General features: G+C 60.5%; 21 protein-coding genes, 1 pseudogene and 1 riboswitch. Of the genes and pseudogenes, 1 reads left to right on the plus strand and 21 read right to left on the minus strand.

Translation table 11 applies throughout. From position 1 onward, the window contains the following. Positions 1 to 7 precede the first annotated feature (7 nt). The 10 genes from CH74_RS14190 to CH74_RS14230 all read right to left on the minus strand — a co-directional run bounded on the left by CH74_RS14190 (position 8) and on the right by CH74_RS14230 (position 8,885). Entirely contained in the window at positions 8 to 1,414 is a 1,407-nt protein-coding gene (locus tag CH74_RS14190) for an NADH-quinone oxidoreductase subunit N (protein ID WP_048308194.1), read from the minus strand. Further along, complete coding sequence (locus tag CH74_RS14195) at positions 1,414 to 2,901, minus strand: NuoM family protein (RefSeq protein ID WP_082140440.1); 1,488 nt, start codon at positions 2,899 to 2,901, stop codon at positions 1,414 to 1,416. Before CH74_RS14195 ends, CH74_RS14190 begins: the two co-directional genes overlap by 1 nt. After that, entirely contained in the window at positions 2,898 to 4,766 is a 1,869-nt protein-coding gene (locus CH74_RS14200; RefSeq protein WP_048308195.1) for an NADH-quinone oxidoreductase subunit L, read from the minus strand. Before CH74_RS14200 ends, CH74_RS14195 begins: the two co-directional genes overlap by 4 nt. Continuing rightward, positions 4,766 to 5,071 carry an NADH-quinone oxidoreductase subunit NuoK gene (gene nuoK / locus CH74_RS14205; protein ID WP_048308196.1) on the minus strand — a complete coding sequence of 102 codons (306 nt, stop codon included), beginning with the start codon at positions 5,069 to 5,071 and terminating at the stop codon, positions 4,766 to 4,768. Before nuoK ends, CH74_RS14200 begins: the two co-directional genes overlap by 1 nt. A gap of 163 nt (positions 5,072 to 5,234) precedes the next feature. Beyond that, positions 5,235 to 5,849, minus strand: a complete 615-nt coding sequence (locus CH74_RS14210) for an NADH-quinone oxidoreductase subunit J (protein ID WP_048308197.1) — start codon at positions 5,847 to 5,849, stop codon at positions 5,235 to 5,237. 35 nt (positions 5,850 to 5,884) lie between these two features. Next, positions 5,885 to 6,145 (minus strand): NADH-quinone oxidoreductase subunit H, encoded by a 261-nt coding sequence (locus CH74_RS19040; RefSeq protein WP_216594778.1) that lies wholly within the window; start codon positions 6,143 to 6,145, stop codon positions 5,885 to 5,887. After that, positions 6,070 to 6,810: an NADH-quinone oxidoreductase subunit H gene (locus CH74_RS14215; protein WP_216594779.1), complete on the minus strand. Its 741-nt coding sequence runs from the start codon at positions 6,808 to 6,810 to the stop codon at positions 6,070 to 6,072. Before CH74_RS14215 ends, CH74_RS19040 begins: the two co-directional genes overlap by 76 nt. Then, positions 6,807 to 8,114, minus strand: coding sequence for a hypothetical protein (locus tag CH74_RS14220; protein ID WP_048308198.1), 1,308 nt, complete (start codon positions 8,112 to 8,114; stop codon positions 6,807 to 6,809). The genes CH74_RS14215 and CH74_RS14220 overlap by 4 nt, the downstream gene beginning before the upstream one ends. After that, complete coding sequence (locus CH74_RS14225) at positions 8,111 to 8,458, minus strand: NADH-quinone oxidoreductase subunit A (protein ID WP_048308199.1); 348 nt, start codon at positions 8,456 to 8,458, stop codon at positions 8,111 to 8,113. Before CH74_RS14225 ends, CH74_RS14220 begins: the two co-directional genes overlap by 4 nt. A 178-nt stretch (positions 8,459 to 8,636) precedes the next feature. Next, on the minus strand, positions 8,637 to 8,885 hold the full coding sequence (locus tag CH74_RS14230) for an SHOCT domain-containing protein (RefSeq protein WP_082140441.1): 249 nt from the start codon (positions 8,883 to 8,885) through the stop codon (positions 8,637 to 8,639). A gap of 382 nt (positions 8,886 to 9,267) precedes the next feature. On the opposite strand from CH74_RS14230, the gene CH74_RS14235 reads away from it, so the two are divergent. Beyond that, on the plus strand, positions 9,268 to 9,696 hold the full coding sequence (locus CH74_RS14235) for a hypothetical protein (RefSeq protein WP_053070784.1): 429 nt from the start codon (positions 9,268 to 9,270) through the stop codon (positions 9,694 to 9,696). A 71-nt stretch (positions 9,697 to 9,767) separates the two neighbouring features. Here CH74_RS14235 and CH74_RS14240 read toward each other — a convergent pair whose 3' ends face one another. The 11 genes and pseudogenes from CH74_RS14240 to metK all read right to left on the minus strand — a co-directional run bounded on the left by CH74_RS14240 (position 9,768) and on the right by metK (position 20,642). Further along, positions 9,768 to 10,478 (minus strand): TVP38/TMEM64 family protein, encoded by a 711-nt coding sequence (locus CH74_RS14240; RefSeq protein WP_216594780.1) that lies wholly within the window; start codon positions 10,476 to 10,478, stop codon positions 9,768 to 9,770. 82 nt (positions 10,479 to 10,560) lie between these two features. After that, positions 10,561 to 11,355: a sensor histidine kinase gene (locus tag CH74_RS19670; RefSeq protein WP_253273082.1), complete on the minus strand. Its 795-nt coding sequence runs from the start codon at positions 11,353 to 11,355 to the stop codon at positions 10,561 to 10,563. Positions 11,356 to 11,360: 5 nt separating this feature from the next. Beyond that, positions 11,361 to 11,879, minus strand: a complete 519-nt coding sequence (locus tag CH74_RS19675; protein ID WP_253273083.1) for a hypothetical protein — start codon at positions 11,877 to 11,879, stop codon at positions 11,361 to 11,363. Then, positions 11,860 to 12,525 carry a response regulator transcription factor gene (locus tag CH74_RS14250; RefSeq protein ID WP_048308200.1) on the minus strand — a complete coding sequence of 222 codons (666 nt, stop codon included), beginning with the start codon at positions 12,523 to 12,525 and terminating at the stop codon, positions 11,860 to 11,862. The genes CH74_RS19675 and CH74_RS14250 overlap by 20 nt, the downstream gene beginning before the upstream one ends. A 1-nt stretch (position 12,526) precedes the next feature. Beyond that, entirely contained in the window at positions 12,527 to 13,015 is a 489-nt protein-coding gene (locus CH74_RS14255; RefSeq protein ID WP_048308201.1) for a plastocyanin/azurin family copper-binding protein, read from the minus strand. Positions 13,016 to 13,066: 51 nt separating this feature from the next. After that, entirely contained in the window at positions 13,067 to 13,834 is a 768-nt protein-coding gene (locus CH74_RS14260) for a copper resistance protein B (protein WP_048308202.1), read from the minus strand. Positions 13,835 to 13,847: 13 nt separating this feature from the next. Beyond that, complete coding sequence (locus tag CH74_RS14265; RefSeq protein WP_048308203.1) at positions 13,848 to 15,647, minus strand: copper resistance system multicopper oxidase; 1,800 nt, start codon at positions 15,645 to 15,647, stop codon at positions 13,848 to 13,850. 160 nt (positions 15,648 to 15,807) lie between these two features. Then, the gene (locus CH74_RS14270) at positions 15,808 to 17,049 is read right to left on the minus strand and encodes a sodium:proton antiporter (RefSeq protein ID WP_048308204.1); all 1,242 of its coding nucleotides are present in this window, start codon (positions 17,047 to 17,049) and stop codon (positions 15,808 to 15,810) included. Positions 17,050 to 17,165: 116 nt separating this feature from the next. Then, on the minus strand, positions 17,166 to 18,575 hold the full coding sequence (gene ahcY, locus CH74_RS14275; protein ID WP_048308205.1) for an adenosylhomocysteinase: 1,410 nt from the start codon (positions 18,573 to 18,575) through the stop codon (positions 17,166 to 17,168). A gap of 16 nt (positions 18,576 to 18,591) precedes the next feature. Then, positions 18,592 to 18,674, minus strand: a riboswitch (S-adenosyl-L-homocysteine riboswitch). A gap of 167 nt (positions 18,675 to 18,841) precedes the next feature. Continuing rightward, complete coding sequence (locus tag CH74_RS14280; protein ID WP_048308206.1) at positions 18,842 to 19,216, minus strand: hypothetical protein; 375 nt, start codon at positions 19,214 to 19,216, stop codon at positions 18,842 to 18,844. Positions 19,217 to 19,422: 206 nt separating this feature from the next. Beyond that, positions 19,423 to 20,642, minus strand: a pseudogene (gene metK / locus CH74_RS14285) (methionine adenosyltransferase). Positions 20,643 to 20,647 lie beyond the last annotated feature (5 nt).

Below are 20,647 nucleotides of genomic sequence, written 5' to 3' on the forward strand. Positions count from 1 at the left end.
GTGCTTCCTAGCCCGCAAAGCGAATGGCCCCCATCAGCGACAGCCCGCCTTCCACCCCCAGGCTCGCCGCGAGTAGCAATACCGCGCTTGCCAGCAGGGCCAGCCAGGACCAGCTACCGAGCACATGCACCTCGCCCTTCAAGGGCTTGAACATGGTCACCGCGATCACCCGCAGGTAGTAGAACAGGGACAATACGGTATTGATGGCGGCGACCACCGCCAGCCAGCCGAAACCTCCGGCGATGGTCACCTTGAACAGCAGGAACTTGCCGAAGAAGCCTACCAGCGGCGGGATACCCACCAGGGACAGCAGCGCCAGGATGAGTATCGCCGTGACGACGGGCTGAGTGCGACCCAGGCCATGGTAGTCCGCCAGCGCCGTGCGGCCACGCAGATGGGTCACCACCGCAAAAGCAGCGAGATTGGCCAGCGCATAGGCAGCAAGAAACGCCAGCAGCGCCGGTAACGCCTGGGGCTCGCGGCCGATCACCACCACCGCCATCAGCGCATAGCCGGATTGCGAAACCGAGGACCAGCCGAGCAGGCGTCGCACATCGGTCTGCTGCAAAGCTGCCAGGTTGCCCAGGGTCATGGTCACCACGGCGATCAGGGCGACGATGACCGGCCAGACTTGTGATTCCGGCAATAGCGATACGAAGCGCGCCAGGGCCATGGCGGCACCGATCTTGGGCGCCACGGTGAGCAGCGCGGCGACCGGCGCCGGGGCGCCCTGGGCAACATCCGGCATCCAGGCATGGCCGGGAAAGGCCGCCAGCTTGAAGGTCAGCCCCAGCACGATACAGGCCACCGCCACGCTCAGCGCCAAAGGGTCGCCGCCCGCCGCCAGCACCTGAGCCGTGCTCGTATAGTCGGTATCGCCCACCAGCCCGAACAGGAGTACCACGCCGACCACCAACAGGGAGTTGGTCAAGGCGCCGATCAGGAAGTACTTCATGCCCGCTTCCAGCGCCGGCTTGAAACCGCGATGGTAGGCCACCAAGGGGTAGCTAGCGGTGGAGGAGAGCAGAATGCCCACCACCAGTTCCATGCTGTCGTTGGCCGAGGCCATCATGATCACGCCGAGCAGCGTGAACAGACACAGGGCGTAGTACTCGCCATGCCGTCGGTCGCTGCGCATCCAGTCCGGCGACAGCGCGACGGCGACCGCACCGCTCAACAGCACCAGCAATTTGGTAGCGACGGCCGCCGTATCCAGCGCCCAGACCCCGGAAAAGGTCAGCGCCGGCGGCTCGCGCCACTGCAGCAGGCTGAACCCCGCCGTGAATGCCAGGGCGACCAGCGCCAATCCGGCGGCCCAGGCCTGGCGTTCCTGAGAGGCAAAAGAGGCGAACAGCACGATGATCACCGCGCCGACCAACAAGACGATCTCGGGCAGCAGGTCACCGATGGGCATCAGCGGCCTCCCAGCAGCAGCGCGTTCGAGGCCTCGATCAATGTCAGCAGAAACCTTGGATAGACACCGATCACCAGGATGCCCAAGGAGAGCACCCCAAGCACGCCCCACTCGGCCCGTTTCAGCTCGGCGAACTGGCCCAGGTGCGAGGGCAGCCGACCGAAGAACAGCCGGCGCAGCATGTCCAGGAACAGCGCCGCGGTGATCAGGATACCCAGCACCCCCAGCACCGCCAGCCAAGGATAGACGGCGAAGGTGCCAGCAAACACCTGGAACTCGGCGACGAAGCCGGCCAGCCCCGGCATGCCGAGACTCGCAAAGGCCGCCAGCACCGTGAAGCCGGTCAGCAGCGGGGCCTGATGAGCCAGGCCGCCATAATGATCCAGTTCGTATTCGCCGGTACGCTGCCAGAAGGAGCCGCAGATCAAAAACAGCGCCCCGGTGATCAGGCCGTGGGCCACCATCTCCACCGTCGCCCCGGTCAGCGCCATCTGGCGGGCGGCCAGGTTGTCGGAAAACAGCGCCGCCGCCACGGCAATGCCCAGCACCGTGTAGCCCATGTGATTGATCGAGGTGTAGGCGATGCGGCGCTTGAGATTGCTCTGCCCCAGCGCCACCAGGGCGCCATAGAGGATGGCGATGAGCGCGGCGATACCAACGACCAGCGAATACTCGGCGAAGGTCTCCTGCATCATCGCAAAGGGCAGGCGGATCATGCCGTAGGTGCCCATCTTGAGCAGCACCCCGGCGAGGATCGCCGAGGCCGGCCCCGGCGCATCGACGTGGGCCTGGGGCAACCAGGTATGCAGCGGCACCAGGGGCGTCTTGATGGCAAAGCCCAGCATCAACGCCAGGAACACCAACCCGGCGTAGAGCCCCGTGCCGGCCAGGGGTTGGCGTTCGATCAGCACGCGCATATCGAAACTGTGCGGCTTGATCGACAGATACAGGCCGATGATCGCCAGCAACAGCAGCAGCGAGCCGGCGAAGGTATAGAGGAAGAACTTGAGCGCCGAGACCTGGGGCGTGCCGTGGCCCCAGCGGCCGATGAGGAAGAACATGCCCACCAGGGTCAGATCGAAGAACACATAGAACAGCAGCATATCCAGGGCCAGGAACACCCCAAGCGACATCGCCTGCAGGAACAGCATCCAGGCGTAATATTGGCGCGGCTGGCCAAGGGTATCCACCGGGTAGACGATGGCGGCAACGAACACCAGTGCGCTCATGGTGGCCACTGCCAGGGCGATGCCGTCGACACCGACCCGGTAGGCCACCCCGATGCTCGGCACCCAACGCAGCTCATCCACATGCTGAAACAGCGGCCCCGCCGGATCGAAGCCAACCCAGGCAACCACCAACGCCAGCAGCGACAGTACGGCCACGGCCGCCGCCCATTGCCGCGCTCGGGTCTCGCTCCAGCGTGAAAAAGCGGCAAGGGCGATAGCGCCCAGCAACGGCACGACCCAGGCAACGGTGAGAATCACAACAAGGCTCCTATCAACAGGATGGCGAAAATGACGACGAGGCCCAGGCTGATACCGGCGTAGTAATGATGGGTCTGGCCGCTCTGGGCCTGACGCGCCCAGTAACCGCCCCATTCACTCAAGCGGGTCATCACGCCGGGCACGCCCTCGGCGAAGACCTCGCCTTGCCGGGCGCCGCGTCGCGCCAGCCATTGGGCTAAGCGCGCCGTGCCTCGCAGTCCGGCGTCCACGACTCGGTCATCGAAGCGGGCCAGGAGGTGGCCGAGGACCACGGCTCCCCGGGCGATTGTCTGGATCACCGTCAGCAGGCCGAACCAGTTAGCCACGCGCTCCTGCCAAACACTTGCTCGGTGCTGGCGCCGCGTCATGACGAACCCCACGGCGATGCCCAGCAGGACCAGCACTAGGGAAACGATCAGCTCCCAGGCGCTGTTTTCAGGCAAAGAGATAGACAGCGTTTCAGAGAGCCAAACCTGAACATCCGGCCACCAAACGAGAGATAGCAGCATCGTCATCCCGGCCATCAGCAGCACTGCCCCGCTTTCGGCACGGAAAGGAGGCGGCGCATAAGACAGTATCGAGCGCGCCGGATGCGATCGGCGACCATATGCCAATAGCTGAAAGCGCGAGGCATACAGCGCGCTCAAGCCACCGGCCAGGGCCACGAGCAGCGCCAGCCAGGCGCCTTGCTGCCCCGCCGCCGCCGCGATCTGCTCCTTGCTCCAGGCGGCGCCCAGCGGGATCATGCCGGCCAGGGCTAGACTCATCAAAAAAGTGGCCAGAGCGATGCCCGGCAAGCGACGCCCTTGACGCATGTCCTGCAGTTGGTAACTGCCGGTCTGGCGCTCGGCGAGCCCCGCCGACAGGAACAAGCCCGCCTTCAAGAAGGCATGGGCGACGAAGTGCAACAGGGCCACACCGGGGAAACCCGCCCCCACCGCGACCCACATCAAGCCGTACTGGGCCGAGGTAGAGGCCGCCAGCAGCTTCTTGGCGTGATTCTGAAATATCCCGACCACCCCACCGACCAGGGCGGTGGCCAGGCCAATGGCGATGACCAGCGGCGCGAACCAGTCGACAGCGGAGAGCGTCGGTTGCAGGCGCGCCAGCAGGTAGATGCCTGCCGCCACCATGGTCGCCGAATGCAGCAGCGCCGACACTGGCACCGGACCGGCCATGGCGGCGAACAGCCAGGAGGAGAACGGCAGTTGCGCCGACTTGGCCGCCGCGGCCAGCAGAATACCGGCCACCGCCACGCTCAACAGGCCGCCATCCAGGGCCGCCAGATCGGCGTAGCCGAAGCCGCCGCTGCCGGCAAACACCGCCGCCGCGGCGATATACAGCCCCAGATCGCCAAAGCGGGTGACCAGAAAGGCCTGGGCCGCCGCCTGGGGCACCTCCTTTTGTCCCCACTTGTGAGAAATCAGCGACCAGGAGCAGGCGCCGACCAATTCCCAGGCGATCAGCAGCGTCAGAAAATCATTGGCCAGCACCAGCAATTGCATGGCGCCGACGAAGGCCACCAGCAAGGCGATCAAACGTATGCCCTGGGCGGTGACCGTGCGGTAATCGTCGCGCAGCCCCACCTCGTGATAGCCGGCGTAGACGACGATCGGCAGCGCCACCAGCAGTATCGTCAAGGCAAAGACGCTACCGGCGGCGGAGAGCTTGAGGGTCAAGGTCAGCGTCTCGCTCCAGGCAACGCTGCCCTGCCAGCCACTCGTGATCGCCAGCCCGGTCAGCACAAGCGTCATCAGCAGGACAAGCGCCGCCGCAAGCGTCAGTCCGAAGCGTCCCAGGCGTCGGCCCGCCAGGTAGAGCAGGATCGCGCCCAGCAACGGAAATAGCGCAAGCGTCCACAACATCAGTGCTTCAACTCCGTGATTCCTTCGGTGACATCCGCCTGGTTGGTGCGGAACACCGCCACCACCAGGGCAAAGCCCATGGCCATCTCGATGGCCATCACCGCCATGACCACGATGGTCAGCAGTTGGCCCTCCGGCGCACCGGCGCCACTCAGGGCCCAGAAAGCCACGGCGGCCAGCATGACGCCGTTCAAGATCAGCTCGAGGCCCATCATCAGCATCACGAAGGACTGCTGAGAGAGCGCTCCGTAGAAGCCGATACCAATCAGCGCGGCGGCGAGTAATAAGAGAGTGACCAGCGTCATTTCTGCCTCCTTGCGTTAGGCCGAGCGGTCTCGCGGGTAGGCCGTTGCGAAGGCGCTGTGAACCCATCCCTGGGCGCTACTTTTGCCATCCATGGCAAAAGACCTTCGCTTTGGCCTACCCCGAGCCTGTCCCCATCCGCCTTCGAGAATTTGTAACAAGCGCCTAGTGACAATGATGATGACCACCGCCCTCATCCTCTTCTTCCGGCATGCCCGCCGGATCGCCCCCGGGCACCAACCCAGGCGGCATCGAGCCCTCCTCGGCGGCGCCATAGCGCCCACGGTGGCTCGACAGTACCACCACGCCGATCATGGTGGTCAGCAGCACGATGCCCGCGGATTCGAAGATCAGCATCGAGTCGCCAAGCAGTTCGTTACCTAGAGACCTGACCGGGTCGATGTCCGCCGGCAAGGGACTATCGGGGAACTCGGCCAGCAGCGCCACGGCGGCGAGCACCACGAAGATCGCTATCCCGGCGGCGATGGAAAACTTGTGCTGATGGACCATCATCATCGGATTGAGCCCCGCCGGGTTCATCATGAACATGACCATGAAGATCGCCATGACCATCATCTCCACGGCCATCATGAAGAACATCGCCACGCCCAGGTATTCCGCCGCCAGCAGGATCATGATCACGCCCACGGCGATGAACGACACCAGCAGGAAGAAGGAGGCGCGCACCATGGAATCGGTTGCGAACACCCGCCAGCCGGAGACCACCGCCAGGGTGGCCAGCAACAGAAAGGCAATATCAACACCGATGGGGTAATCCATTACAAAATGCCTCCACGTGTTCTTGCAGTTATTTCTTATAACAGCGCTACGGTGCCCGCCCAGATCAGATCAACGAAGGAGAGCGGCAAAAACACCACCCACATCAGGGTGACGCAGCGCTCCGGCTGTAGGCGCGGCACCAGCCGACCGATCAGCAGCAGAAGGGCAAGTACCGCCAGCATCTTGAGCAGCACCCATACCGGGCCGGGTAGCCAGGGGCCTAGCCAGCCGCCCAGGAAGGCGCTCGCCGCCGCGCCGCTGAAGGCACCAGCATCGCCGCCCGGGCCAGGTTCCACACCAGTCGCGGCGGGCCGGACACCGCCGACGCCGTACCCCGGGCCAAGTCTCGGGAATCCGCCAGATTCAGCGGCCCCCAGAAGGTCATGCCCAGGCCGACGATCAAGAACAGCGGCAGCCCCAGTGGCTGGCGAATCACATTCCAAAGCCCCTCCTGAGAGGCCACTACCTGCGAAAATTGCAGTGACTCGGCGGGCAACGCCACGCCGATCAGCACGAACATGCTGATCAGGATGTAGGAAAGCCCCAGAGCGACATAGCGATAGGCGCCGATCAGTGCCAGCAACGTATTGGCGGACCAGCCGTGCAGGAAGATCACCACCGTGGCCAGGGCCTCGACGCTGCCCCACAGCACCACGCTGGTGACCAGATCCGTGGGAATCAGCGTCGGCGAGAACGGCACCACCGCCAAGCCAATCGCGGCCAGCGCCAGGTAGAGTGCCGGGGCCAGACGCCAGGCCCGCCAGTCCGGCGCTTCGGTGGCGTTGGCCTGCTGAGTGAGTAGCCAAGCGCCCTGGGCCAGCGGCGCTGTCCAAACGCTTGTGGCTCGCGGCATGCCCAGCGCACCGGCGATCGCCTCGTCGAGCACCGCCACCAGATAGGCGCCGACCACGAGGACGACTATTACCAGCAGTACTGGCAAGATGAGCTCATCGAGAATCATGCCCGACTCTCCTCGCCAATGTCCTGTGTGATCGGCGCGCCGCCCGTTTCCTCCAGCGACCAGGGCGACAGCGGCGCCAGGTCGAGGCTTGCCAGGGTACTCATCGCCTCGTCCCACTCAAGGCCCGGCAGCAGGTCATCAAGCAGATCGCTCGCCTCTTCGGGCCACTGCCGGTGCCAGGTGCCGCGAGGCGTCTCGACGCCGTCGCTGCGCTGGGTATGTACAGCCTCATGTTCGGCCTGGGCGGCGAGCTGCAGCGATTGCTCGACTTCCGACAGGGTCTGGCGCCAGCGCGCCGCCGTGTCACCTTGGCGCTGCGTGAGCAGGAGAAAACCCAGCTGCCGGTAGCCCTCGTCCTCACTGCGCCAGTCCTCCTCGTGCCCCGCCGCCCGGGCCGCCACCCCGCCGGCTCGCCGGGCCGTTTCTTCATCGAGCCGGCCCTGCCCTGTCGCCGTCAGTCGAAAGAAGCCGCTGCGCATCAACCGACGCCGCAGGATCGCCACGCCCTTAAGACTTAAGTGAGAGTCGAACGCCAGGCGCAGCGCTTCAAGCGCCAATCGGTCAAGCCCTGCCAGGCGCAGGGCGAAATGTAGACGCTTCAAGTGATAACGCGCCCGGGCCCGCTCAAGCGCGGCGATGGGCACAGGGCCCTGCAGCGCCTGAAAGAACAGGCTCTCCAGGGCAATAGGATACGGCGCGCCTCGGGTCGTCCAGGACTGGATAAGGTCGCCCTGTAGCGTCACCTTCGCACTCAGCCCCGGCGGCAGCATGGGCAGAAACGGCCCTAAAATGACGGTCAGCGAATCCAGGGTCAGGCCGTCGCGAAGGTCATCGGTCATGTTCATGGCCATGGGCCGACCGTAGGGTACGCCGCCCATCATGCCCTCGCCGCCGTGGCCATCGTCGCCCAGCCCTTCCCAGGGGTTGGGGGGCTCGTCCGGCAGCAGGCGCGGCGAGCTACCGCGCTTTCCACTCATCAGTTCGCGATGGATCGTCATCAGCGCCCCAGGCAAGGCGCCGGGATCGTCGAGTCGCGTGGCAGAGGCAAGCTCCGCCAAAGGCTCGCTGCAATACCACAAAGTGGCAAAGGGGGCAGGCAACTGGTCGTGCACCCGACGCAGGGCATCGTGCTGATCCGGCGGCACGCCGCCTGCCACCAGCAGGATGCTGGCATGGCGCGGCGAATCGACCAGTTCGATCCCGGGTGTCAGAGCCAACTGATAGAACGCTTCCTCACCGTGCAGTCCCCGAACTGGAAATACCGGCACGGAGGCTTGCGCCGCCAGACGAGAAAGCCAACTCACTGCCACTTGAACACCCCCTCGCGCCAGGCGTAGACGATGCCCACGGACAGGATGGCCAGGAACATACCCATCTCCATCACCGCCTTCATGCCCTGTTCGACGAACACCACCGCCCAGGGGTACATGAACATCATCTCCATCTCGAAGGCGATGAGTAGCAGCGTCATGGGATAGTAGCGAACGTGGTAACGGCTCCAGGCGTGGGTCTCGGGCAGACCACCGCCCAGGAAGGGCGCGCGCTGGGGATAGGGCGGCATCGGTTGATGGCGCATCGGCAGCCACTGGATCAGCAGTCCCAGACCGGCAGCAATCAGCACGATGAAAAAGAGTGTAAGCAGCTCCATGCGGATCCCTCGCCTTGCTGGCACGATAACAATAGCCAGTACGTCCCTGTCTTTTTGGTACGGCAGAAAACCGTTACATGACAGTTGCCTATAAAACTAGACCAATAAGCACGCCACGTAAACGCTAGTCTCCTTTCCTGAATATAAGCTGAATGAGCGGAGAAGTGGTAGGGAGCAATCAATGCGTTAGGACGCGCTTGCGCTCTTCGTACTCCTGCTCGTCGATCTCGCCCCGGGCGTAACGTTCTTGCAGAAGGTCAAGCGCACTTGGCTGCCGCTGCACGCCAGCATCGCGTCGTCCCAAGCCCCGTAACAGCCAGATGACCAGAGCGATGAGTCCACCCCAAAAAAGAACCATCATGAACCCACCGAACAACATATGCCCCCAGCCGTACCCATTCATATGCGCCATCATGTTTCCCGGCATAGTCAGATCTCCTTCTATTCGTGGTAACCCTGTCGACAGATCCTGATACCAGTCTAAAACCTATGGGCAGCCCAATGGCCAAGCGAAAAAGCAAACGTGTATGTCTTAATATTCATTAGCCTTCAGCCTATGCAGCCAGGCTGAATTAACGCTGAACGGCAATGCGAAGTACGGTATGAACAGAGGGGAGGCATGGGGAAGTGCGTTCGAACAACAGAGGGCTGCCATTGATAGATAGCTTTATAGATGCCGTAAATATCAATCCACTTGATGCTCCAGCCGCAATAGCATGACTATGGCAGTGCATTCAGTTTATTTTCAGATATATTGTATAACCTTATTTTAACTGCTTATAACATCAGTCGAAGAAAAGGAGGATGTCATGAGAAAGATCGTAATTACTGTTGCCATGGCGGCCTTGTTGACCTTGCCCCTGGCCTATGCCCAGCAGGAGGCTTCTTCCAGCCAGCAAGACGCTGGCGGAAAGATGAGTCAAGGCATGGGAATGATGAACCAAGGCGACATGCAGCAGCGCATGCAGTCGATGCAAGGCACGATGCAAGAGTTCCACAACACTCAAGATCCGCAGCAACGACAGCAGCTGATGCAAGAGCACATGGAACAAATGAAGCAAATGCATCAGTCCATGGGCAGCATGATGAATGACAGCATGGGCCAGAACATGCAGAACATGGACCCCGAGCAGCGTCAGGAAATGATGCAGCAGTGCATGGACATGATGCAAGGCATGCAGCAGCAGATGATGGAGCACATGCAGGCTCAACAATCCATGCAGAATGACAGCGAATAATCCCCTTCAACCCATCCTCGTGGCGCCCCGATGCAAGAACGATCGAACGTATCGGGGCGACTGTCTAACGGTTATTCTAACCTCAACCACTGCTTCAACACTCTTCGATAACGGTATGGCGCCATCTTCCATGCCACGGGAAGCAGAGTGATCCCGCCCAGGGCGAGCACCGTCCACCCGGCGCGTTGTAAATCGCCGGAGGCGAGTTCGCCGCCAAAGTGGGCTAGCAGAAAGCTCGCCGGCAAAATACCGAGCAGAGTCGCCAAGGCAAAACGCCAGACCTTGAGCGGTGTAAGACCGACGGCGTAGCTAACGAGATCGAAGGAAAGAAAGGGCATCAGGCGCGTGGCAAAGACGACCATCATCAAGGCGTTTTGCGACGTCACGAAACGATGCAGAAAGCCAGTTGACAATCGCGTTCCCAACCATGTCTTTAGCGCATCGTGGCCGATGAGACGAGCGATGGTGAAGGCGATCAGCGCACCGGCTTCAGAGCCGATGGCTATGTAGAGGGTGCCCCAAAGATGCCCGTAGGCCGCCCCGGCAGCAAGAGCGATCGGTGCGCTGGGGATCGGGCTCATGACGATGGCGAGTGTCATCAGCCCGATGATCAACATCGGACCATAGGGCCCGAGTCGTGTCACCGCCTGTTCGAGGCCTTGGCTATCGCGCAAGAGATCCAGCACACCGGCACGCCACAGCACGAACAACGTGACGAAGAAAATGGCCAGTATCGCCATCCCGAGCAAGATTCGCCGCCAACGGGGGCTCAAGTGGCGCACGCTATACCTCCTGTCGTGGGCATGCTGGATCAGGCCAAACCCATATGAAATGTCGATGAGCCACACTTATTTTGAATTTTCCTTAACAGGGCAGTTCGATACGCACATATAACCCTCCTTCATTCGAAGCAGAGAACGTCACCGTGCCACGATACTGCGCGACGATCTGCTTCAGAATCGCCAGCCCCAGCCCGTGCCCGGGTGTGCTTTCATCCAGGCGTTTACCCCGCTCACCGAGTTGGGATAACGCCGGCACGGGCACGCCTGGTCCATCGTCCTCGATCTCGAAGACCAGCCCCTGGTCTTGACGTATGCGGCATACCACATATTTACGCGCCCATTTGCCCGCGTTATCCAGCACGATGCCCAGCATCTCGTTGAGATCCTGGCGTTCCACCGCGACGCTGTGCTTCGATGGCAGCTCAACATGGAGCTCGAAGCGCTTGTCGGGGTAGAGCGTTCGCATCATGTCGACCAAGGTGCCCGCCTCCTGGGCGACCACGCTGTGCAGGGCACTGCCCGGGCCAGCAAAGCGTGCCCGCCGCAACTCGGAGGTCAACTGCGCCTGCATGCCTTCCAGGCGCTCGAGCATGCGCCGGCGACGTTGATCATCGATCGATCGCCGACCACGTAGCACCTGGGTCACCGCCGCCAAGGGGGTTTGCAGCGTATGCGAGAGATTGGCGACCGCCTCGCGGGAGCGTTGCAAACGGCGCTGTAACTCATCCATGAAGTGGTTCAGCTGTATGAGTAGACCGTCCAGCTCAGAGGGACAATCGAGGTCGAGCCGCTCACGCTGGCCTGTCTGAAACTCGGCGAGCTGGTGCTGCAACCGCGCCAAGGGACGAAGACTGCGGTTGACCGCCAACAGATTCATGAGGATCAGCAGTACAGAACGAGGCCCGCAATCCCCCCCACCCACCAGTGCAGCGCCCCCAGGCCCTCCTCTACCTGAGCGAAGTCCTCCCCTACCAACAACACCCCAGGCTTGCCATTCAATTCGAAGCTGTCTCGGTAGACGAGCAGTTGGCGCCCCTGCCATTGCACCTCGAAAAGTCGTGCGCCTTCATCGTCCAGATACGGCTCCAGAGGCGCGAGCCAGTCCGGGTGCGACGAGTAGGTCCGGTCACCGACGCGCAATACATAAAGATGATGAAAGACCTCTCTGGTCGGCGAGTCCGATTCCAGCCATTGTCCAGGCGCCCCTTCCAGGCGCTCTACCCTGGCGAGGGTAAAGCGGGCTTCCTGACGCAGCCGGTCGCCCAGAAATTCCCAGGCCAAATCCCGCAACAGAATGCCATGCAGAAACCAGGTAACCCCCACGATGACCAATGCCACCAACCCCAATCGGATCAGTAGATTAAAGCGCAGGCTACGGCGATCAAAGGGAAGGAAAGACATAGCCCTGCCCACGCCGCGTCTGGATACGGTTCTTACCCAGCAGTCTTCGTAACCGGCCCACATATACCTCGACCAGATTAGGGGCGGCGGCATCCTGCTCCAGGGTATAAAGCTGTTCCAGCAATTGGCCCTTGGAGAGTACGCGATCCGGATGGCGCATCAGGTAACGCAACAAGCAGTATTCCGTCGCGGTCAGGGCATGCCAGGTGCCATCGGCATCGCACACACGTTTGGTCGCTTCATCCAGGACGACGCCATTGACACTCAAGGTGGTTTCCACAGCGCGGCTACCCCGGCGCAGCAAAGCATGCAGCCGGGCCAGCAGTTCGGCCTCGTAATAGGGCTTGGTCAAATAGTCATCCGCGCCACCGTGCAGGCCTTCTACCTTGTCTTCCCAGCTATCCCGGGCGGTTAAGGCGAGGATCGGCAGATGGCGGCCACTGCGCCGCCACCGTTTCAACAGCTCGAGACCCGAGCCATCCGGCAATCCAAGGTCGAGTATCGCAAGGCTATAGTCCTCACTATTCATCAAGGCATCCGCCTCATGCACCAGGCCGGCAACGTCCACCCGATAGCCTTCGTCTTCCAATGCTTCCGATAGGCTCTCGGCCAGCAGATCATCGTCCTCGACGAGCAGCAGCCTCATTTCAATCCTTCACCTTCAGTTCGCCGTGCATACCGCCTTCGAAATGGCCGGCAATATTGCAGGCATAGATAAGGTCATTATTTGCCGTATCAGGCGCTGTCCAGACGAGCGTTCTGGTTTCACCACTGGCCACCGTGACGGCTGGCATGACGTTGTTCCCCGCGCTGTGATGGCCTGCTGACATGTCGTGATGTCTACCGTCGCCGGATGCCATATCCAGCATCATTTCGCGATGCTCTTTCTGCGCATCGGCAGCCCCGATGACGAATTCGTGCTCAATTTGGCCAAGGTTCTCGATGACGAACTTCACTGTTTCACCCGGCGCAATGACAAGGTCATTCGGCTTGAACCATAGATCCCCAGCCGTCACTTCAATGGTACGGTCGATTTCTGCTTCTGATATGTTCTGTTCACTTCCATCATGACCAGCGCCGGCCAAGGCGGCGGTGGCAGTCAATCCCAGTGTGATCGCTAACAACAGTTGACGCATGGTATTACCTCAAAAGACTCATGGGTTGGATGGTGGTTTACATAGGTTTGTTTAGAACCACATTCGCAGGCCGGCCACCACACCGGTTCCTTCCGGTGCGTTACCTAATTCTCGAGATATGTCGGCAGTGTCGCCGTATTGCTTCTGCCAATAGCCGCCAACATAGGGCGCGAATTTGCGGGAAATTTCGTAGCGTAGCCGCAGGCCGAAGCGTGCCGAGTTGAGCCCCTCGCCCACGCCGAATTCGGGCACTTCCTGGGCGGCGACAGCGATTTCGGTGCGCGGCTGCAGATACGTGCGCTGAGTCAGGCGTAGCTCATATTCGGCCTCGAAATCTGCGGACACATCGCCTTCGTCGCTGACTCTGAGCGACGTATCGACCTCGAAGCGATAGGGCATCTGACCGAACAGGCTTAGCACGGCGAAGCCACGCTCTGAATGATCGTTCGAGGCAATGCCGCCTTGATAACCGACGCCGCCCTGCAGCTCCCAGAAATCGGAAATCAGGTGACTATAGAGCAGATCGAGAGACTCGAACTCGGCATCTTCACCGTCGCCCTGGACATTTGCGCCTTCGCCTTTGATATAGACACGCTGGATGTCGCCGCCGTACCAGCCCTGGAAATCCCAGACCACCGCCTCTTCATTCTCATCGGTCCAGTCATATTCAAGACGATCGACGAGGAAGGTACCGAAATTGTGCTCCGTCATCGGCGCTCCCCAGCCGGGAGGCGCGTCATAGTCATCGGCCTGGGCCGGTACTGCCAGCATTATCGCCAGTGCGCTTGCACCGGCTAATTCTTTTGCAATAAACCGCATCGACTAAAACTCCTCAAGCGACCTTGACGACCCGGAACATGCCGGCATCCATGTGATAGAGAAGATGGCAGTGAAACGCCCAGCTTCCCGGTGCATCGGCGCTGACCAGGGCAGAGACGCGCTCACCCGGCTTGGCGTTCAGGGTGTGCTTACGTGGGATCAGCTCACCAGCCCCGTTCTCGAGTTCCATCCACATGCCATGCAGGTGAATGGGATGCTCCATCATGGTGGTATTGAAGAAGATCAACCGCAGCCGCTCGCCGTGCTCGAAGAGAATGGGACCATCGACCTCGCTGAACTTCTTGCCATCAAACGACCACATGTAGCGTTCCATGTTGCCAGTCAACTGCAATTCCAGCTCGCGTCCCGGCGGTCGCCGATCCGGCCAGGGGGAGTAGGCTTTCAAGTCGCGGTAGGTCAGGACGCGGCGTTTACCAGGATCGATCCCAATCCCCGGCTGGTCATAGCGGGAGCCAGGCTGCGCCGCACCAACAGGCAACAGACCGCCTGCCGGCATGGCGCCCTGCATGTTCGAGTGGTCCATACCTGCCATGGCCGAATGATCCATACCCTGCATGTTCGAGTGGTCCATGCCCTGCATGCCCGAATGATCCATGCCTGACATGCCGGAGTCGTTCATACCTGCCATGGCCGAGTGATCCATGCCGCCATGCCCGGCCATGGCTTCCATGCCACGATCGGCGATCCGACGCCGCTCGGGAATGGGCGCCACCATGCCCAGGCGTGGCGCGAGGGTGCCCCGCACATAGCCGCTACGATCCATGGATTCCGCGAAGATCGTATAGGCGCGATCCGTCTCGGGCTCCACGAGCACGTCATAGGTTTCCGCCACGGCAATACGGAACTCATCGACCGGCACCGGCTGCACCGGCTGGCCGTCGGCGGCGATCACGGTCATCTTGAGTCCCGGAATGCGCACATCGAAATAGCTCATCGCCGAGCCATTGATCACCCGCAGCCGCAGCTTTTCACCCGATTTGAATAGCGCCGTCCAGTTGTCGATGGAGGCATGGCCGTTCAACAGATAGGTATAGGTGCTCCCGGTGACGTCAGCGATATCCCGGGAACTCATGCGCATCTGTTCCCACATCGAGCGCTGCGCCACTGTATCGGCAAGGCCGTTTTTCGCCACGTCATTGAAGAAATCGGCGATCGTGCGCTCTTGGTAGTTGTAGTAGCCCTCCGCTACCTTCAAGTGGCGAAAGACCGATTCGGGCTCCTCGAAGGTCCAGTCGGTCAGCAGTAGCACATGCTCGCGGTCGTAGGAGAACGGCTCGGGCTCCGCAGCGTCGATGATCAGCGGCCCGGCGTGACCGAGCTGCTCCTGCAACCCCGAATGACTGTGGTACCAGTAGGTGCCGTTCTGAGTGACGGGAAAGCGCGCGGTGAAGGTCTGCCCCGGCTCGATGCCGGCGAAACTGATTCCCGGCACGCCATCCATTTCCGGCGGCAAAATCAGGCCGTGCCAATGTATCGAGGTATCCTCGTCGAGAAGATTGGCGACCTTGAGGGAAGCATCATCGCCTTCACGCAGGCGAATCAAGGGGCCGGGGCTGGTGCCATTGAGGGTAATGGGAAGCGCTTTCCGACCGGCGATATTCAGCGTTTCACGGCGTACCGCAAGAGCGATATCGCGGCCCTGTACGGCGCCATGCGGATAGACGTTACTGATGCCGTTGGGGCTGGCCCAGGCTGGGCGCAGCCCCAACGCGGCGGTAGATAGCCCAAGCGCGGTCGCCACCTTGAGCAACTGACGCCGAGACAATGACGCATCGGCCGAAGAAAAGGACATGGCACAGGTTCCTGACGATGAAATGATCGCCAGTGTGCCGTTACTGCCTGAAAATAAGCTGAATCTCCTATTACGGTGGATGTTCGATGCTTGGCAAATTGAGCATCTCGCACATAGTCAACGCTATGCAGAGGCTGAAGGCGCCGCTTCTATCGCGCTATCATTTGTTTGGCTTGTCCAACAGCGAACTGACGACCCGGCCGATCGTCAGTCCTTGCACCAGAATCGAGAACAGCACGATTACATAAGTGACGGTAAGCAGTATGTCTCTCTCGTCACCACTGGGGATGGCCAGGGCTAGGGCTACGGATATGCCCCCACGCAAGCCACCCCAAGTCAGGATTCTAGCCGCGCCTTTACGAAAGCCTAGATATCGTCGCAACAGCATGATCGGCACGCCGATGGTCGAGAAGCGCACCACCAGCAAGATGGCAATCAATCCGCCGCTGACCCATAAAAGCTCGGATTCGAAAGGAATCAGCAACACCTCAAGCCCAATGAGTACGAACAGCAGAGTATTGAGGATTTCATCGACCAGTTCCCAGAAGGCATCAAGCTGCTGCCGAGTCGTATCCGACATGGCGCTCTTGCGTGCCTTGTTGCCCACCAGCAAGCCCGCCACCACCATGGCAATCGGCCCGGAGGCATGCAGCTCCAACGCCAGCGCATAGCCTCCTAGCACCACGGCCAGAGAAATGAGCACCTCGATGCGATATTCATCGATACTGCGCATCAGCCAGTAGGCCACGCCCCCCACTACCAGTCCCAGGGCGATACCGCCCCCCGCCTCGAGCAAAAACAGCTTGCCAGCGTGAGTAAAGGTCAGCGCCTCGCTGCCCGTGGCGGCGCCCAGCAGCAAGGTGAAAACCACCACCGCCACACCGTCGTTGAACAGCGATTCACCGACGATACGCAGTTCCAGATCCGCCGGGGCATTGGCTTGGCGTAGAATGCCCAGTACCGCAATGGGATCGGTCGGGGAGATCAGCGCTCCGAACACCAGGCAGTACATGAAGGGCACCGCAAAGCCGAACAGACCAAGCAGATAGTAAGCGGTGGCGCCAATAGCAAGAGTCGAGATCACCACGCCAAAAGTGGCCAGAAAGCCAATCGACCAGCGATAGCGCTTGAGCCGGTCCAGATCCACGTGCAAAGCGCCAGCAAACAGCAGAAACGACAGCATGCCGTCCATCAGAAGCTTATTGAAATCGATCTGGGACAGCAGACTTTCGGCGTAATCCTCAAGCGCGCTATAGCCTAGCCAAGACAAGCCATGCATCCCCGCCGAGAGCGCAAGGGCAATGGCCATGACCCCAATGGTGGTGGGCAATCGAATGAACTGATGATTGAGCCAGGCAAGAAGTGCCGTGAGCGAGACGATGATTGCAATGAGATCCAGCATGCGCCTTCCTTTACTTCGTTTTTCTGAACCGGCCACGCCAGTAGGAGTATTAGAATAATACAAAAAACGCCGCCCGAAGGCGGCGTTAATCAATCCACTTGCTTGGTATTCAGCGTTTAATAGCGATATTCATCGGGCTTGAACGGCCCCTCAACCGCCATGCCAGTGTACTTGGCCTGCTCGTCGCTGAGCTTGGTGATCACACCCCCAAAGCCTTCGACCATGTAGCGGGCGACTTCTTCATCGAGATGCTTAGGCAGCACGGTCAAGGTCAAACCACTGGCCTTGTCGTCGTCCGATAGCTCGGCATAGCGCCCTTCATAAAGATGAATCTGTGCCAGCACCTGATTGGCAAAGGAGCCATCCATGATCCGCGATGGGTGACCCGTGGCATTACCCAGGTTCACCAGACGACCTTCCGAGAGCAGAATCAAATAATCGCTGCTTTCCGGGTCGAAGTCATCGGGCGTGCTGTCACGATAGATCTTGTGGACCTGGGGCTTGACCTCTTCCCAGTGCCACTGCTTGCGCATATAGCCGGTGTCGATCTCGCTGTCGAAGTGGCCAATATTGCACACCACTGCGCCCTTCTTGAGCGCCTTGAGCATGGGCGCATCGCAGGCATTGACGTTACCGGTGCAGGTCACTACCAGATCAATCTTGCCCAGCAAGGCATTATCGACGCTGTCGCCGCCCTGATTGACGCCATCGCGGTAAGGCGACACCACTTCAAAGCCGTCCATGCAGGCCTGCATGGCGCAGATCGGATCGATCTCGGTGACTTTGACGATCATGCCTTCCTGGCGCAAGGAGGCCGCAGAGCCCTTGCCCACGTCACCATAGCCCACTACCAGAGCCTGCTTGCCAGAGAGCAGGTGATCGAGGCCGCGCTTGATGGCATCGTTCAGGCTGTGGCGGCAGCCGTACTTGTTGTCATTCTTGGACTTGGTGACCGCGTCATTGACGTTGATCGCCGGCACCTTGAGGGTGCTGTCCCGCAGCATTTCCTGCAGACGATGCACGCCGGTAGTCGTCTCTTCGGAGATACCGTGGATGTCATTCAAAAGCTCCGGGTACTTGTCATGCAAGAGCCCGGTCAGATCACCGCCGTCGTCCAGCACCATATTCGGCGTCCAGCCGTCCGCGCTTTTCACGGTCTGCTCGATGCACCACCAGAACTCCTCTTCGGTCTCGCCTTTCCAGGCAAATACCGGGATACCCGCAGCGGCAATGGCGGCGGCAGCCTGATCCTGGGTCGAGAAGATGTTGCAGGAAGACCAACGCACGGAAGCGCCCAGCTCGATCAGGGTCTCGATCAGAACCGCGGTCTGGATGGTCATGTGAATACAGCCGGCGATCCGAGCACCGGCAAGGGGCTGCTGGTCGCGATACTTGGCACGAATCTTCATCAATGCCGGCATTTCAGTTTCGGCGATGCGAATCTCGCGCCGGCCCCAATCCGCTAGGGCAATATCGGCAACCTTGTAATCCTGGGTGGCAGCGTCGGGTTTGGCCATTGCTGTCATTGTCTTACTCCATTCCGGGGAATGGGCGCCGTTGCATTTGCGACATCCTGTCCGAGCCTCGCGCATGGATAGCCATACACTGCAGCGCCCCTCGAACAGCAGCAACGAGGCGCCAATAGAGCATTGGCGCCGGGCAAGTTCACTATACTATATTTTCTTTTTTCAACTTTCACTCACATAGAAAGAAGGGATGACAATTGATCGCCATCCCTTCTTGACTATCGGCATTTCTGCGCAAGGCTGAAGCCTTGCTTCGTTCGACATCGTTAGTTCGCGCTTTGCCCGGACTGAGACTGATCGTTCTGCGGTGTCTGCGTGCCGCTGGCACTGCCATTGGTCGCGTCAGGTGATCTTTCGCTATCGGACATGCTGCCTGAAGTGTCGGAGCCCATGTTGCCGGACGCATCCGCGCCTGAGGGTGAAGCAGCACGGCTTTCCTCTTGAGCGTCCTCGGCCATGGTGTCCGTAGCACCCTGATCCATGGCGTCATCCTCAGCCGTCGTGCTGTCTGGAGCGGGTTCGGACTGGTTGGTAGCGGATTCCGTCGTGGTTTCAGTGTCGGACTCGTCATCACCGCAGCCAGCGAGCAATGCGCCGGAAAGTATCAGGGCGGCAAACAACGTAATCTTGCGGTTTTCCATGATTCACATCCTCATATCCATTCGAACGGACTCTTGCGCCAGTGACTATGGACCTACATCTACAAAAGTGTCCAGGATCACACCTTAAAGTGCACGTTTATGTCTTTAATGGCACAGATCGTTGCCAGTTTTATCCATTCGCTGTTGCCGAAGAACGACAGATGCCATCCTGGCAGTGCGTGTCTCGACGACGAATGTATTGACCATCAAAGTTCCGCAGCGGCGCGCAGCGCCTCCACCTTGTCGAGTTTTTCCCAAGGGAACGCGGTAAAGGTCTCGGTATGCTTCTCGCCGTGCACATCCTTCCAGGTGTAACTATGCTCGAAAGGCTCGCGGCCGAAGTGGCCATAGGCAGCGGTGAGTCGATACATGGGGTGTTGCAGATCGAGCATGCGCGAAATGGCAAAGGGCCGCAGATCGAAATGCTCCCGCACCAGCTCGACGATTCTGTCGTCGCTGATACGCGCTGTGCCAAAGGTATTGATCGACACGGAGGTAGGCTCGGCAACGCCGATGGCATAGGACACTTGAATCTCGCACTTGTCCGCAAGCCCGGCGGCGACCAGGTTCTTGGCCACGTAGCGTCCGGCATAGGCGGCACTACGATCCACCTTGGACGGATCCTTGCCGGAAAACGCCCCGCCACCGTGGCGCGCCATGCCGCCATAGGTATCGACGATGATCTTGCGTCCGGTCAGGCCGCAGTCGCCCACAGGCCCGCCAATGACGAACTTGCCGGTGGGGTTGATGTGGTACTGGGTCTTGTCGGTCAACCATTCTGCCGGCAGTACCTGCTCGATGATCTCGCGCTTGACCATCTTGCGCAGATCTTCCTGAGCGATATCCGGATCGTGCTGGGTGGAAAGCACCACCGCCTCTACCGCCTGGGGCTTGCCATCGTCGCCATAGCGAAAGCTCACCTGACTCTTGGCGTCTGGGCGCAGCCAGGGCAGCATGCCGTTCTTGCGCAGCTCCGACTGACGCTCAACCAGGCGGTGGGCGTAATGAATCGGCGCGGGCATGTAGGTGTCGGTCTCGTTGGTCGCATAGCCGAACATCAGCCCCTGGTCACCGGCGCCTGGTCTTCCGGCTTGCTGCGATCGACCCCCTGGGCAATATCCACGCTCTGCTTGCCGATCAGATTGAGCACGCCGCAGGTTTCGCCATCGAAACCGACATCGGAAGAGTTGTAGCCGATCTCCAGAATCACCTCGCGCACCAGCTCTTCCAGATCGACCCAGGCCGAAGTACTGATTTCGCCGGCAACGATTGCCACTCCGGTCTTGACCAGGGTTTCACAGGCGACTCGCGCCTGTTTGTCCCGGGCGATGATGGCATCGAGTACCGCGTCGGATATCTGATCGGCAATCTTGTCAGGATGACCTTCGGATACGGATTCAGACGTAAACAGAGAATATTCGCTCATGGCCT

This window comes from Halomonas sp. PR-M31, assembly GCF_001039575.1.
GTDB lineage: Bacteria > Pseudomonadota > Gammaproteobacteria > Pseudomonadales > Halomonadaceae > Modicisalibacter.